The 14,575-nt window shown below is 39.3% G+C and carries 11 protein-coding genes and 1 tRNA gene; 8 read left to right on the forward strand and 4 right to left on the reverse strand.

Features of this window, described 5'->3' with window-relative positions; genetic code table 11:
• Positions 1–50: 50 nt before the first annotated feature.
• Positions 51–122 (reverse strand) — tRNA-Arg (locus tag HPC41_RS17085).
• 325 nt (positions 123–447) lie between these two features.
• The gene (gene xerD, locus HPC41_RS17090) at positions 448–1,350 is read right to left on the reverse strand and encodes a site-specific tyrosine recombinase XerD (RefSeq protein ID WP_172395219.1); all 903 of its coding nucleotides are present in this window, start codon (positions 1,348–1,350) and stop codon (positions 448–450) included.
• Positions 1,351–1,581: 231 nt separating this feature from the next.
• On the opposite strand from xerD, the gene HPC41_RS17095 reads away from it, so the two are divergent.
• Entirely contained in the window at positions 1,582–4,437 is a 2,856-nt protein-coding gene (locus HPC41_RS17095; RefSeq protein ID WP_172395220.1) for a M16 family metallopeptidase, read from the forward strand.
• A 134-nt stretch (positions 4,438–4,571) separates the two neighbouring features.
• On the opposite strand, the gene HPC41_RS17100 is transcribed toward HPC41_RS17095, so the two are convergent.
• Complete coding sequence (locus HPC41_RS17100) at positions 4,572–5,432, reverse strand: sigma-70 family RNA polymerase sigma factor (RefSeq protein WP_028068906.1); 861 nt, start codon at positions 5,430–5,432, stop codon at positions 4,572–4,574.
• Positions 5,433–5,819: 387 nt separating this feature from the next.
• On the opposite strand from HPC41_RS17100, the gene HPC41_RS17105 reads away from it, so the two are divergent.
• Positions 5,820–6,041 (forward strand): helix-turn-helix domain-containing protein, encoded by a 222-nt coding sequence (locus HPC41_RS17105; RefSeq protein ID WP_172395221.1) that lies wholly within the window; start codon positions 5,820–5,822, stop codon positions 6,039–6,041.
• Here the strand turns inward: HPC41_RS17105 and fmt are convergent.
• A complete protein-coding gene (gene fmt / locus HPC41_RS17110) occupies positions 6,038–6,955 on the reverse strand; it encodes a methionyl-tRNA formyltransferase (protein ID WP_172395222.1) in 918 nt (305 codons plus the stop codon). The genes HPC41_RS17105 and fmt overlap by 4 nt on opposite strands.
• Positions 6,956–7,105: 150 nt before the next feature.
• On the opposite strand from fmt, the gene HPC41_RS17115 reads away from it, so the two are divergent.
• The 6 genes from HPC41_RS17115 (at position 7,106) to HPC41_RS17140 (ending at position 14,519) form a co-directional block, all read left to right on the forward strand.
• Positions 7,106–8,323 (forward strand): ABC transporter permease, encoded by a 1,218-nt coding sequence (locus HPC41_RS17115; protein ID WP_172395223.1) that lies wholly within the window; start codon positions 7,106–7,108, stop codon positions 8,321–8,323.
• Between the two features lie 112 nt (positions 8,324–8,435).
• On the forward strand, positions 8,436–10,559 hold the full coding sequence (locus HPC41_RS17120; RefSeq protein ID WP_172395224.1) for a cation:proton antiporter: 2,124 nt from the start codon (positions 8,436–8,438) through the stop codon (positions 10,557–10,559).
• Positions 10,560–10,585: 26 nt separating this feature from the next.
• Positions 10,586–11,848, forward strand: a complete 1,263-nt coding sequence (gene icd / locus HPC41_RS17125; protein ID WP_172395225.1) for an NADP-dependent isocitrate dehydrogenase — start codon at positions 10,586–10,588, stop codon at positions 11,846–11,848.
• Positions 11,849–11,903: 55 nt separating this feature from the next.
• A complete protein-coding gene (locus tag HPC41_RS17130; RefSeq protein WP_172395226.1) occupies positions 11,904–12,161 on the forward strand; it encodes a hypothetical protein in 258 nt (85 codons plus the stop codon).
• Between the two features lie 187 nt (positions 12,162–12,348).
• Positions 12,349–13,419, forward strand: coding sequence for a 3-phosphoserine/phosphohydroxythreonine transaminase (gene serC / locus HPC41_RS17135; RefSeq protein ID WP_172395227.1), 1,071 nt, complete (start codon positions 12,349–12,351; stop codon positions 13,417–13,419).
• Between the two features lie 152 nt (positions 13,420–13,571).
• Positions 13,572–14,519 (forward strand): D-2-hydroxyacid dehydrogenase, encoded by a 948-nt coding sequence (locus HPC41_RS17140; RefSeq protein WP_172395228.1) that lies wholly within the window; start codon positions 13,572–13,574, stop codon positions 14,517–14,519.
• Positions 14,520–14,575: the final 56 nt, after the last annotated feature.

A 14,575-nucleotide genomic window follows, 5' to 3' on the forward strand; every position in this document is an offset into this window, starting at 1 on the left:
CACTAAAAAAGACGATTAATTGATCGTCTTTTTTAGTGTTAAATAGGATGTGTTCCCGGCGGGGGTCGAACCCACATCTTCAGAACCGGAATCTGAAATTCTATCCATTGAACTACGGGAACGTGTCGCAAAGATATACTATTTTCCAGATCTTACAAATAATCTTTGCGATAAAATTTAAACTTTTGAACCGGGGATTTCAGGAGCATGGTTATCCTTGTTTTAGCTGTCTCAGCTTTTATAATTTGTTCCATTCCGGTTTTCTGATCTAACTTTTTGTTTATTAGTAACATGTATTTGAGGCTGTATTTAAGCTGTACCTTACTGTTGACTCGGATGCTTTATCCAGACTCCAAATTTCATTGGGTTTAGGAGAGAAAAAAATCATTGCAGTGGCTCGGCAACTATTTTATAACATATGTGTTGACTTGCTCACCCGATTGCAGATTAAGATCTGGGATGGTATTGTGTAATGACGGCGTGTAGATAATCCCGATCAATATGCGTATATATTTCGGTTGTGGTAATACTTTCATGCCCCAGCATATCTTGTACCGCCCTTAGATCAGCGCCACCTTCAACGAGGTGAGAGGCGAAACTATGCCTAAAGGTGTGTGGACTGATTGTTTTTTGTAGCCCAATTTTTTGAGCGAGTTCCTTAATAATAAGAAAGATCATTACTCGGGATAATGCGGAACCTCTTCTATTGAGGAATACAATGTCTTCATTTCCATTTTTGATTTTAATTTGAGTTCTGACGGAATCTAGATAGCGCCTTAAATGTTTGATCGCCTGCTGACCTATTGGAATTAATCGTTCTTTGTTGCCTTTTCCTTCTACTTTGATAAACTCTACGTCCAGAAACAAATTGGATATCTTGAGATTGACAAGTTCGGATACACGCAGTCCACAGCCATATAGCACTTCGATAATTGTTTTGTTACGCTCGCCCTCGGGGCTAGATAGATCTATGGCAGCGATCAATTGATCTATCTCATGAATACTCAGTACACACGGAAGTTTTCTAGACAGTCGCGGTGCCTGCAACAGCTCTGTTGGGTTCTTGTCCAGCTCATGTTCGATCATCAGAAAGCTAAAAAAGGTTTTTAGCCCAGAAATTAAGCGAGATTGTGTAAATGGTGAGATATTGAATTCCTGTAGCCATAGTAAAAAATTCTGAATATCCTTGCGGACAACCTGATTTAAAACGAGGCCGTTGTCCTCACAATAGATCTGGAATTTTGAGACATCGTTTAGGTAAGCATCGATCGAATTGATGCTTAAACCTCGTTCGAACTTTAGGAATTGTTCGAAATCTTCTTTAATGATCTGCCAGCTGCTGAAATTCATTTGCAACAAAATTACAATTAACTATCCTTCTTTTTGAAAGATATTCTGTATTTTTAGACGGATTTCTTACAATCATAAGCAATACGATCGGATGCTCCATCCTGTATGTGATATGAAAATGTATTTATCCATATTTTACTACTTGCGGGGACAATTGGTCTCCAGGTCCATTAACCCTATTATAAAACAAGTAACAAAGAATAACTGACTAAAAAAAAGAAATTCATTTGTATGAGATTCATTAAACCACTCGCATTAGCCTTTTTACTCCCTGCAACTTTTTATGGGGTAGAAGCAAAGATGCCTACCTCCTTGACGACACAAGCCCGAGCCGTCTTGTCACAGGATAGTTTGGCCCTAAATCAAAAATTACCTTTCGACAACGAAGTTGTCACCGGTAAATTGAAGAACGGATTTACATACTTTATCCGGAAAAATATCGAGCCCAAGGGGCGCGTTACGATGTATTTGGGTATGAAAGCTGGTTCAATCTTAGAAAATGAAAAACAGCTGGGATTAGCGCATTTTTTGGAACACATGAACTTCAATGGTCTGAAGCATTTCCCAAAAAATGAACTTGTCAATTACCTTCAGAAAGCGGGTGTACGGTTCGGTTCGGATTTGAATGCTTATACCAGCTTTGATCAGACAGTCTATCAGTTACCTATACCATCAGATGATCCAGAATTGTTGGAAAACGGGCTTCAGGTCATGCGTGATTGGGCACAGGATGCCCTATTGGATGGGGAAGAGATTGATAAGGAGCGTGGTGTAATTTTGGAAGAGAAGCGTGGCGGAAGGGGGGTGCAACAACGTCTGCAAGATCAATATTTTCCAATGGTACTCAACGGATCCCTTTATTCAAAACGTTTGCCAATTGGTACCGAAGAAATTTTAAAGACTTTTCCGTATACTGAAATACGCAAATTTCATCAGGATTGGTATCGACCAGATCTTCAAGCGCTCATTATTGTAGGTGATATTGATCCGAAAGCAATTGAGGAAAAAGTGAAAGTATTATTTTCGGATATGACCATGCCGAAGAAGGTGCCCCAACGGAAAGAGTACCGGGTAGATTTATTGAATAAGAACCAGTTTCTGGCTATTTCGGATCCAGAATTGCCTTATACTGTCGCTCAGGTCTTAATCAAAAATGAGAAAGACAAGGTTTTGACTGTTGGAGACTACCGTAACGAATTACTCAAAAATATTTTTAATCAGATGATTGCTGGCCGTTTTTCTGAACTGATGCAGCAACCGAATCCGCCTTTTATGCAAGCTGGTGGTAGTATTGGTGATTTTGTAGCGAATTTAAATACCTTCTCTTTATTGGTTGTGCCTAAACCGGGTGAACTGGAGTCTGGATTTAAGGCCATGCTGACTGAATTTGAGCGTATCCAAAAATATGGTTTCACGCAGACAGAATTGGATCGTGCGCTTGCCGATATGAAGAAAGGAAATGAAATGGCCTATATCGAGCGGGATAAGAAAAAATCTGACAGCTATGTCAATCGTTATCTGAATTATTTTATTGACAATGAACCGGCCTTGAGCAATGAAGTTTCGTATCGCTTAACGACACAATTGTTGCCCACTTTGAAATTAGAAGAGGTGAATGGCCTTGTCAAAAAATATTACACTGATTTAAATCGTGACATATTGATTATGGGGCCAGAAAAGGAAAAAGCGAACCTGCCTACAGAACAAGCTGTTTTGGGGTGGGTGAAGGCGGTCGAAGATAGTCCGGTTTCTGCTTATGAGGATAAGGTTTCCAATCTTCCTTTGCTTTCCAAAGAACCTACTAAGGGTACGATCGTGTCTTCAAAGGATATCGGAGCTGTCCAAGCTAAAGAATTGGTTTTGAGCAATGGCGTGAAGGTGATTTTAAAACCTACAGATTTTAAGAATGACGAAATCCAGATTATGGCCTATAGCCCTGGGGGAACGTCGCTGTATACTGATGCTGATTACTTCTCTGCTTCAAATGCCTCTTCATTGGTCGATGCGAGCGGTGTCGGGCAGATGAGCAATGTCGAGCTGACAAAATATCTTGCCGGGAAAGAGGTTTCGATTTCACCTTATATTTCCGAACGATATGAAGGTATCTCTGGTAGCACGGATAAAGAAGGTCTAAAGAATGCTTTCGAGTTAATTTATGGGTATTTTACAGAACCTCGTTTGGATACTGACGTTTTCCAAAGTACAATGACCAGAGCGAAAGGATCATTGGAGAATAGATTGAGCAATCCAAATAATGTTTTTTCGGATAAAGTAAAGGAGGTGCTCTATGGGAATAATGTTCGCCGACAAAATGCTACTGTCGAGACGCTTACAAAAATTGAGCGTGATCGTGCATTGGCAATTTATAAAGAGCGATTTGCAGATGCTTCAGATTTCGTCTTTACTATTGTAGGATCATTTGATGAAAATGAAATTAAACCCTTTATTGAAACTTATCTTGCTTCTTTACCTGCTTCCAAGCGCGGTGAGAATTACAAAGATTTAAATATTCTGGAACCGAGTAAGGGAGAACGTGTTGTTGTGCATAAAGGCAAGGAAGAAAAGGCAAGTACGCAATTGGCTTATTATGGTGATTATAATTATAGCGAGAATGAGAATGTCAATATGGAAGCTCTAGAAAGTGTATTGACAATCAAATTGCTCGAAAGGCTGCGCGAGAAAGAAGGGGGTGTTTATGGGGTTGGCGCCCGAGCCAGTTTCAATAAGCTTCCTAAGCCACGCTATGCATTTTCAATTGGTTTTGGTTCGGCAGTGGATAAAACTGACCCACTGATTAGTTCGGCTTTGGACGAAGTGAAAAAGATACAGGATCAAGGCCCAGATAAGGTGGATATCGAGAAATTTGTCGCTGAACAAAAAAGACAGAACGAATTAAACTTGCGGGAGAACGGCTATTGGCTGAATTATATTTCCAGTTCTTATCAAAACAATCTAGATATCAATAGATATACGCGTCGGATGGAAAACTTGAATAAAGTTACACCGAAGTCAGTGCAGGAGATAGCTGAGAAATATCTGAAGAAAGAGCGACTTTTCGAATTTATTTTGATGCCAGATTCTAAATAAAGAATATTCTTAGGTATGTACCGTACCCGAGGAGGATAAAGGCTGTTTATTACGATAGACAGCCTTTATTATTTCATAAAAAAATCCCAATCATTTCTGATTGGGATTGCCAAAAATTTCAATAAATATCTCTTTTAACCTAAATAAGATTTTAAGATTTTGCTTCTTGACGTGTGTCTCAAACGTTGAAGAGCTTTGTCTTTAATTTGACGCACGCGTTCACGTGTCAAATTGAATTTCTCGCCGATTTCTTCGAGCGACAATTGGTGATTGGAGCCTAATCCAAAAAATAGAACGATGATTTCACGTTCACGTTCTGTTAAAGTTGCCAATGATCGCTTGATTTCTTCTGAAAGAGATTCATCAATTAAAGAACTATCCGTGTCTGGATCATGGTTTTCCAATACATCCAAGAGTGTGTTTTCTTCACCTTGAACAAATGGTGCATCCATAGATACATGACGGCCAGAGTTACTTAAGGTATCCGAAACCTTGTCAACCGTGGTTTCAAGGATATCTGCCAATTCTTCTGGAGATGGTTCCCGCTCGTATTCTTGTTCTAGTTTTGAGAAAGCCTTACTGATTTTGCTTAGAGAACCTACCTGGTTCAATGGCAGACGTACGATACGTGATTGTTCAGCAATTGCCTGAAGAATAGATTGGCGAATCCACCAAACGGCATAAGAAATAAATTTAAAACCCTTTGTTTCGTCAAAACGTTTAGCTGCTTTAATTAAGCCCAGGTTGCCTTCATTGATTAAATCACCTAAGGTCAATCCTTGATTTTGATATTGTTTTGCTACTGATACTACGAAACGAAGGTTGGTTTTAGTCAATTTTTCCAAGGCAACTTGATCGCCTTCGCGGATGCGCTGTGCTAATTCTACTTCTTCTTCTGCTGTAATTAAGTCTACTTTACCAATTTCGTGTAAGTATTTATCCAAAGATTGGGACTCACGATTGGTGATAGATTGTGTAATTTTGAGCTGTCTCATTAATTTTTATTAATTCTCCTCTCTAAGAAATGTTTGCGAAAATACGAAAAATTTTTGAATTATTAATGGAAAATGGATTATCTATCCTCTCATCTATAATGAGTTATGATTTTGTGAACCTTCATTTTACACTATCAAAAACTATTCCACTTAATATTGTTTTTCTTTCTATATTGCTGCTTAAATATTCAACTGATTGATATTTAAAGACCTAACAGTTTTTATTTTTTTCTATCCTTAAGTAATTTATCTAATGATATCAGATGTGTTACATAAATTGTATGCTAGCAATTTATTTTAAAATGATAATTTTATGATAAAACAAAAAGATATATGTTTTGTTTTACTAGAGACATTAAATAAATTTAGAAGAATAAAAATTATACTATGCCAATTTTAATTCATTTGGATAAAATAATGAAAGACAAAAAAATGTCACTTAACCAATTGAGTGACAGTGTAGGGATTACACTTTCTAATCTTTCGATCATAAAAAATCAAAAGGCTAAGGCTTTACGTCTGGATACACTCGAAGCGATATGTCGAGCACTAGACTGCCAGCCTGGTGATCTGTTGCAATATTATGATGGCGGTGACGAGAAAAACTAGAATCTATAGCCTTTTAAAAAGTCTACCACGTTCATTTTCTTCTTGCCTTCCAGCTGGAGTTCAGATACGCTGATATAGCCATCTTGCGTCGCAAATTTTAAATAGTTTTTTTGGTCTGTCTCGACTGTTCCGGGGACAGTAACGGTAGCCATTTTCTCTTTTTCGGTTTTATATATTTTTAATACTTTGTCATTCAGAGTCGTGAATGCTGTTGGGTAGGGGCTAAGCCCGCGTATAAAGTTATAAACAACATCGGTAGATTGATCCCAGTTGATTTTACAATCGTCTTTGAAGATTTTTGGGGCATGCTTCAATGCGGTTGTTGGGACGATGTCATCTTGGCTTTTAGGTTGCAAAGTTCCTGCTTTTAACTCCTTGATTGTTTGAAGCAATGTTCGGGCTCCTGCATGCATGAGGTTGTCATGAAGATTTCCGGCAGTATCTGTTTCACGGATGTCAACTTTTTCAGCCAACAGTATATTTCCTGTGTCAATTTCATGCTGCAATAGGAATGTGGTCACCCCAGATTCTTTTTCACCGTTTATAATGGCATGATTGATCGGTGCGGCACCCCTGTACTGTGGAAGTAAAGAAGCGTGGACGTTAATCGTACCGTATTTTGGCATATTCCAAACCACTTCGGGCAACATGCGGAATGCGACTACGACCTGAAGGTCCGCCTGATAATTTTTTAGTTCGGCGAGAAAAGCCTCGTCCCGAAGTTTGACCGGTTGAAGAACGGGGATATGATGTTGTGTAGCGTATATTTTAATGGCTGATTCCTGTATTTTCTGCCCACGGCCTGCAGGCTTGTCCGGTACTGTAACGACTGCAACGACTTGTTCGCCGGATTGAATGAGTGCTTCAAGTGAAGCAACCGCAAAGTCAGGTGTTCCCATGAAAATAATACGCATAGTACAGGTGTTTTTTTATAATTTTTTTAAAATCAATCAATAGTTTGGCAGATTATCAATCCGCCGTGAAAGCACTAATTATTTGTTATTACAGTTTTGTAAATAACAAATTTTTATAACTTTGCGAAGTTACATAAATATATTGAAAGCTTGAATTTTCCTTATTTTTTAGCAAATCGAATAGCATTTTCCGGTAAACGGACTTTCTCAAAATTGATCGTTCGGGTTACAATTGGTGCAATTGCGCTAGCCATTGCTGCCATTATTATCTCTATTGCTGTTTTGCGCGGATTTAAGGGAGAGATCATTAGCAAACAGCGTGGATTTTTTGCTGATGTATTGGTGTTGCGCTATGACCTCAATAAATCCCACGAAAATTCACCCATTTCACTTACACCCCAACTACATAAGTCTATATTAGCGAATCCAGAGGTGTATTCTATCAATCCTTTTGCGACAAAAGCTGGCATCATCAATGTGAACGACGAGGTGGAAGGGGTTGTTTTGAAAGGAATAGATTCGCTATATGATCAGCAACCAATAAACAACATGTTGCTCGAGGGGAATACGATAGACTTTAAATCTGAGGATGTCGACAATCAGATTCTAATCTCTAAATATCTGGCCGACAGGCTTCTCTTAAAAGTAGGTGATGACTTCATTATGTATTTTGTTCAAGAGCCTATCCGTAAGCGGAAGTTTGTTATTAAGGGAATATTTAATACTGGTTCAGAGGAGCTAGACAAGGTTTATGTGATCGGGTCCTTGAAGGTTATTAGGAAGTTGAGCAATCTTGATGACAACGAAGTGGGGGGGTATGAAATTCGGATAAAGGATTTCAATCAACTTGAACAGGCAGCAAGCAAAATAGAGGATTTGCTACCGATTGATATGCAGGCAATCAATATTAAAGATCAGGTACCTGATATTTTCCAATGGCTGGATCTATTGGATATGAATACCAAGATCATCTTTATATTGATGACTGTAGTGGCTATTATCAATATGATTTCTGCATTATTGATTACGATTCTAGAACGTACATCCATGATCGGTATTTTAAAGGCATTGGGCTATCGTAATGCAGGTATTCGACGGGTATTTATGTATAGTGCTTTATATCTAATTGGCCTAGGCTTACTGATCGGGAATATTATCGGATTGGGCTTTTATTTTCTACAGGATTATACACACTTTTTCAAGCTGGATGAGCAGACTTATTATATTTCTTATGTTGCCGTAAAACTCTATTGGTCGGATGTGATTCTAGTTAATCTTGCCGTAGTCTTCATTGGAATGGTTTCCTTGTTCATTCCTTCGATGTTAATCACCCAGATTAGTCCGATAAAAGCAATTTCTTTTAAGTAGGCCCTTTTTTAGGACTCGTTTTACTGGAAAAATCGTATTTTTAGAGCTGTTAGCTATTTTCGGCTAGTAAGGAAATAACTAGATATATTTTACCGATAGCATACGAGCACATATGAATAAAACTTTCGAGCATATTTCCCACGCTTTTGAAGCGCCTTTACAAAATCCCGTACTTATTTTTTCACTGGTACTCTTTATTATCCTTCTTTCCCCCATTATACTTCGGCCAATTAAGGTGCCGGGTATTATTGGACTAATTATCTCCGGCGTTATTATTGGACCCCACGGATTAAATTGGCTGGAGAAAAATTCAGCCATTAATCTGTTTTCAACAATAGGTCTTTTATACATTATGTTTATTGCCGGTCTGGAATTGGACATGAATGAATTTAAAAAGACCAAAAATAAAAGCTTACTATTTGGTTTTTTTACATTTATCGTTCCCATAAGCATTGGTTATCCTGTCTGCCATTTTCTGTTGGGCTATGATGTGCTGGCGAGTTTGTTAATATCGAGTATGTTTGCGACCCATACCTTGGTGTCATATCCTATAGTGAATAGTTACGGGATATCCAAGATGGAAGCGGTGGCAATTACAATTGGTGGAACGATCCTGACCGATACGGCGGTGCTGATTATCTTAGCTGTCATCACAGGTGTCTCACAAGGGAATATAGGAAATGAATTTTGGGTTACACTCGGGATTTCCTTTGCGATTTTCCTTTTTATTATGTTTGGTATTATCCCAAGGATTGCAAAATGGTTTTTTGAGCGGCTAGGCAGCGAAAAGACCGCAAACTATATTTTTGTACTTTCCGTTGTGTTTTTTGCTGCCTTTCTGGCAGAAATTGCAGGTTTGGAACCCATTATCGGAGCGTTTGTGGCGGGTTTGGCTTTGAATAAATTGATTCCACATTCTTCAGCACTGATGAATAGAATTGAATTCATTGGTAATGCCATTTTCATTCCTTTTTTCCTTATATCTGTTGGTATGATTGTGGATGTAAGTGTTATTTTGAAGGGACCTCAGGCATTAATTATAGCTGGTACACTCACGATCGTCGCCATTGTAGGAAAATATGTGGCTGCTTGGCTTACCCAGAAAATATTCAATTATAGTCGTGGGCAGCGTAACCTGATCTTTGGCTTGAGCAGTGCGCATGCTGCAGCTACATTAGCTGTTATTATGGTTGGTCACAAGAATGGGATTATCGATGAAAATGTTCTCAATGGTACAATTTTGCTCATTCTGGTCACTTGTATTGTTGCTACCATCGTCACAGGAAATGCATCCAAAAAAGTGGTTATGGATGGCGAACAGGATGAAGAGCATACCGATGTTGTAAAAGATCAAGATGAAAACATTTTGATCTCTATTGCAAATATGGATAACATGGAGCCAATACTTGATTTCTCGACCTACATAAAGAGTAAAAAATGTACCTATCCAGTGAATATTGTTTCGGTAGTAAAGGATAATGAACAAGCGCAACTGAATATGAGCCGAGCACGCAAGAATTTAGATAATATGGTGCGTTATGCTTCTGGTTCAGAGACGAACGTCAATATCAGCGCAACAATAGACTTGAATATTGCCAGTGGAGTGGCCAGGTCAGCAAAAGAGGTTTCTGCAAATTGTATCGTGCTGGGATGGCCAAGTGCAGCCAATTTTATGGATAAATTTGTTGGCGAAAAAACAGAAAGCATTCTTAACAGGACATCTGCCAACGTGATGATCTGTCATTTTAAAAAACCATTTATCTCCAATAAATCTATTGTTGTGTTTGCTCCGCCAATGTGTGAGGCTGAGTTTGGTTTTGAATATTGGCTGGAGAAAGTGATTAAGCTTGCACAGGAGTTATCTGTACCAATTTCTTTTGTCGTTGATTCACGGTCTGAATCTGCCATTAAGGCCCATCTTGAGGAAATAAAAAACTCTGTTCCTGTTGCCTTTAAACAATACGATGATTGGGATAATTTACAAGGGCTGAAAGCTTATAAGGAAGAAGATTCCATGTTCATTTTTGTATCTGCTCGAAATGGTGAAGTTTCCTACCGTGATTCGCTAGATGGGGTGGCAAAAAAATTAGATCGCCTCTATGCAAACGAAAACCTTGTTTTGGTGTTTCCTAGTAGGATAGAGAATGCGCATATTGACGAATATGAAGACGTCGAGGCTGCTCCGATATTCCGAAAGATTAGTAAAGAGATTGGAAATATGTTTAATAAAGGGTAATTGCTATCCGCTAAAAACACAGATTTATGTCAAATAAGATTACAATGTCCAATGACGGAACGTTACATGTTCCAGATTCCCCAACGATTCCGTTTATCATAGGCGATGGTATAGGTCCAGATCTATGGCATGCCGCAGAGCGTGTTTTTGATAAAGCTGTGGAGAAGGCCTACCAGGGACAGCGAAAAGTCATCTGGAAGGAGGTATTGGCAGGTGAGAAAGCTTTTAATTCAACCGGTGAATGGTTGCCCAAAGCGACATTAGATGTATTGCGGGAATATCTTGTTGGTATAAAAGGCCCATTGACTACTCCGGTAGGTGGGGGCATTCGCTCATTGAATGTTGCCTTGCGTAAGGATTTGGATCTTTACGTCTGTCAACGACCGACAAAATGGTTTAAAGGTGTGCCGTCTCCGGTTAAACATCCTGAATATGTCGATATGGTGATATTTAGGGAAAATACCGAAGATATTTATGCCGGTATAGAGTTTCAGGCAGGGAGTGCTGAATCCAATAAACTACAAGATTTTCTGCATGACGAACTTGATATTGATTATGGTTTTTCGAGTACCACAGGAGTGGGGGTGAAATTGGTTTCTGAGCAGGGATCCAAGCGTTTAGTTCGTGCGGCGATCGAACATGCCATTCATTATGCATTACCTTCAGTTACAATTGTGCACAAAGGGAATATTATGAAATATACCGAGGGAGCTTTCAAAATCTGGGGCTTTGAAGTTGCGGAGTCTGAATTTGCGGATAAGACATATACCTGGGGCCAATGGGAGCGAACAAAAACCGAGAAAGGCGAGACTGCTGCCAACCAGGAACAAAAGGATGCTTTGGCTTCGGGCAAGATCTTGATTAAAGATATCATAGCGGATAACTTCCTGCAACAGATCTTGCTCAATCCACGTGATTTTTCGGTGGTGGCAACCTTGAATTTAAATGGCGATTATATCTCCGATGCGCTCGCGGCCATGGTTGGGGGGATTGGAATAGCACCAGGAGCCAATATCAATTTTAAGACCGGTCATGCCGTTTTTGAAGCTACTCATGGTACAGCGCCGCGATTTGCAAATACAAATACAATGAATCCTTCATCAGTGATCCTTAGCGGTGTCATGATGTTTGAGTATCTGGGTTGGACGGAAGCTGCGGCGGAAATTGTAAAGGCGCTGGCGGAGACTATTATCGCAAAAACGGTGACTGTGGATTTTTATAATCTGATGGATGATGCAACATTGGTGAAAACCAGTGAGTTCGCAGATCGGATCATTGAAAAATTATAAGAATTTTCTTTTTTAAGATATTAAGCAGAAATTAGATTAAAATTTCTGCTTTTTTATGCATTGTGATCAACTTCCCCCTTTTGTAAAAGAATCCACCGTTTTTAGCACGGAAGACAAAATTAAACTGGCTCAGATAGACCGTTTGCCTACACCGCAAGAAGTGGATGAAATTACATCCCTGCCTGAAATTTATGAATTATTAAATGCCTTCATCGGTGACCAATCTTCCCGCAATGTCCATCTTCAGCTTAAAGCGAAAGAGTATTTGCAAGATAATCAATTAGATATGGCTTGGAAGGTGCTTCTTCTTTGATTATTTTAATAACCAATCGCGATCTTGTTGTGTGATATTTTTATTGAAATGAATCAGAATTTTGTAAATTATCAATAAAAAAACAGAATAGTTGAAAAATATATAATTTTATTTTACCTTTGGTTTTTAAAACAACAGATTGCTTTACTAGGGTTCAGAAAGGGCAATCAAACAAACTATAACATCAATGAAACATAATTTTGGAGCAGGTCCATGTATTCTGCCAAAGGAAGTATTTCAACAAGCCTCAGAAGCTGTAATTGATTTTAACAACACAGGTTTATCAATTTTAGAGATCTCTCACCGTTCCAAAGAGTTTGAAGCAGTGATAGATGAGGCGACTCAGTTAGTACGCGAACTATTAGCCGTGCCACAAGGATATTCGATTCTTTTCTTGCAAGGTGGCGCTAGTCTACAATTTGCAATGGCCCCCCTAAACCTTTTACCTGAAGGCGGTAAAGCTGCTTATTTAGATACAGGTGTATGGGCGACAAAGGCTTTAAAAGAAGCGAAGAAATTCGGAACGGTAGATGTTGTAGCCTCCTCGATAGATAAAAACTATTCTTATATTCCTAAAGGATATTCAGTTCCGGCAGATGCGGCTTATTTTCACTATACGGCAAATAATACAATTTATGGTACCGAGGTGTTTGAAAAACCGGCTACAGATTTGCCCGTAGTTGTTGATATGTCTTCTGATATTTTTTCCCGCGAGATCAATGTTGCAGATTACGATTTGATCTATGCTGGAGCGCAAAAAAATATGGGCCCTGCCGGTGTGACGTTGGTTATTGTGAAAGATGATATTTTGGGTAAATCAGGACGTGTATTGCCTTCGATGTTAGATTATCAGTTGCACATCAATGGTGGCTCCATGTACAACACACCGCCGGTATATTCGATCTTTGTTTCGATGTTGAATTTACGTTGGTTAAAAGCAAAAGGTGGCGTCGCTGTTTTGGAGCAGGAAAATATCATTAAAGCACGTGCTCTATACGATGAGATCGACCGCAACCCTTTATTCAAAGGTACTGCTGCTGTTGAAGACCGTTCGCGCATGAATGTGACATTCGTCATGGATACGCCTGAGCTGGAAGCGGAATTTTTGGCTTTAGCAAAGGAACGTAATCTTATTGGTATCAAAGGGCACCGTTCGGTAGGTGGCTTCAGAGCTTCGATTTATAATGCATTGCCATTGAGCAGCGTGAACGCATTGATTGATGCCATGAAGGAATTTGAAGATACACACAACTCATAGAATTGATTAAAAAATCGTAATGAAAGGATCAGCTTCATTGAAACCACAACAGTAGACTCCATGAAATCTGGCCTATTTATCTATACAAAATAAACAGGATGTCAAAGATTCATTTATACAATGAAAATTGACACACATAAATACTTATAAAAATGAAAATATTAGCAAATGACGGTATCGATCCACTAGGAAAGAAAATGTTGGAAGATGCTGGTCATACTGTAGATACAAACCATATACCACAGGAAGAGTTGGCTGAAAAGCTACTTGCCTACGATGCGATCACTGTACGCAGTGCGACTAAAGTCCGTCAGGTATTGATCGACGGCTGTCCTAATCTGAAAGTAATTGGTCGTGGTGGAGTAGGTATGGATAATATTGACGTGGAATATGCGCGTTCAAAAGGCATTGCTGTCGTCAATACACCAGCTGCATCGTCTTTATCCGTTGCTGAATTGGTTTTTGCGCACCTATTGAATGGTGTACGGTTTTTATATGACTCCAACCGGAAAATGCCTGTTGAAGGAAATACCAAATTCGGTGTTTTGAAAAAGGCGTACGGTTCGGGAACTGAACTACGCGGAAAAACAATCGGTATCGTAGGTTTTGGGCGTATCGGTCGTGAGGTCGCTAAGATCGCCATCGGTCTGGGAATGGATGTCGTTTATACAGATCTGTTTGAAGGCCCGAAAGGACTTACCATTGAGCTTTCAGAGGGTATCCAGGTTGAGGTTCCGATCAAACAGGTGGAAATGACCGACTTGTTGAAGGTTTCTGACTTTATCTCTTTGCATGTACCGTTTTTGGATAAACCAGCGATCGGTGCTGCGGAATTCCCATTATTGAAAGATGGTGTTGGCTTAGTGAACGCTTCCAGAGGTGGCGTTATTGATGAGCTGGAGTTGGTGAAGGCATTGGATGCTGGCAAAGTTGCATTTGCGGGTTTAGATGTGTTCGACAACGAACCTACACCGCGTGAGGAAATTTTAAAACATCCGAAGATTTCGTTGACACCACATATTGGCGCAGCGACAAATGAAGCGCAAGAAAGAATCGGCGAAGAATTGGCCGGTCTACTGATCGAAAACTTGAAGAAGTAATTCTTCCGCATAGAATAAATATATGCGGCACAAAACTTTCATGATTTTGTGCCGCA

Source organism: Sphingobacterium prati, from assembly GCF_013167215.1.
GTDB lineage: Bacteria > Bacteroidota > Bacteroidia > Sphingobacteriales > Sphingobacteriaceae > Sphingobacterium > Sphingobacterium prati.

What these genes read in the sequence shown, in the direction of transcription:
- serC (WP_172395227.1), top strand. Translation starts at nt 12,349, where the DNA reads ATGAAACATAATTTTGGAGCAGGTCCATGTATTCTGCCAAAGGAAGTA.
- fmt (WP_172395222.1), bottom strand. Translation starts at nt 6,955, where the DNA reads ATGCGTATTATTTTCATGGGAACACCTGACTTTGCGGTTGCTTCACTT.
- HPC41_RS17105 (WP_172395221.1), top strand. Translation starts at nt 5,820, where the DNA reads ATGCCAATTTTAATTCATTTGGATAAAATAATGAAAGACAAAAAAATG.
- HPC41_RS17100 (WP_028068906.1), bottom strand. Translation starts at nt 5,432, where the DNA reads ATGAGACAGCTCAAAATTACACAATCTATCACCAATCGTGAGTCCCAA.
- xerD (WP_172395219.1), bottom strand. Translation starts at nt 1,350, where the DNA reads ATGAATTTCAGCAGCTGGCAGATCATTAAAGAAGATTTCGAACAATTC.
- HPC41_RS17120 (WP_172395224.1), top strand. Translation starts at nt 8,436, where the DNA reads ATGAATAAAACTTTCGAGCATATTTCCCACGCTTTTGAAGCGCCTTTA.
- HPC41_RS17130 (WP_172395226.1), top strand. Translation starts at nt 11,904, where the DNA reads ATGCATTGTGATCAACTTCCCCCTTTTGTAAAAGAATCCACCGTTTTT.
- HPC41_RS17095 (WP_172395220.1), top strand. Translation starts at nt 1,582, where the DNA reads ATGAGATTCATTAAACCACTCGCATTAGCCTTTTTACTCCCTGCAACT.
- HPC41_RS17140 (WP_172395228.1), top strand. Translation starts at nt 13,572, where the DNA reads ATGAAAATATTAGCAAATGACGGTATCGATCCACTAGGAAAGAAAATG.
- icd (WP_172395225.1), top strand. Translation starts at nt 10,586, where the DNA reads ATGTCAAATAAGATTACAATGTCCAATGACGGAACGTTACATGTTCCA.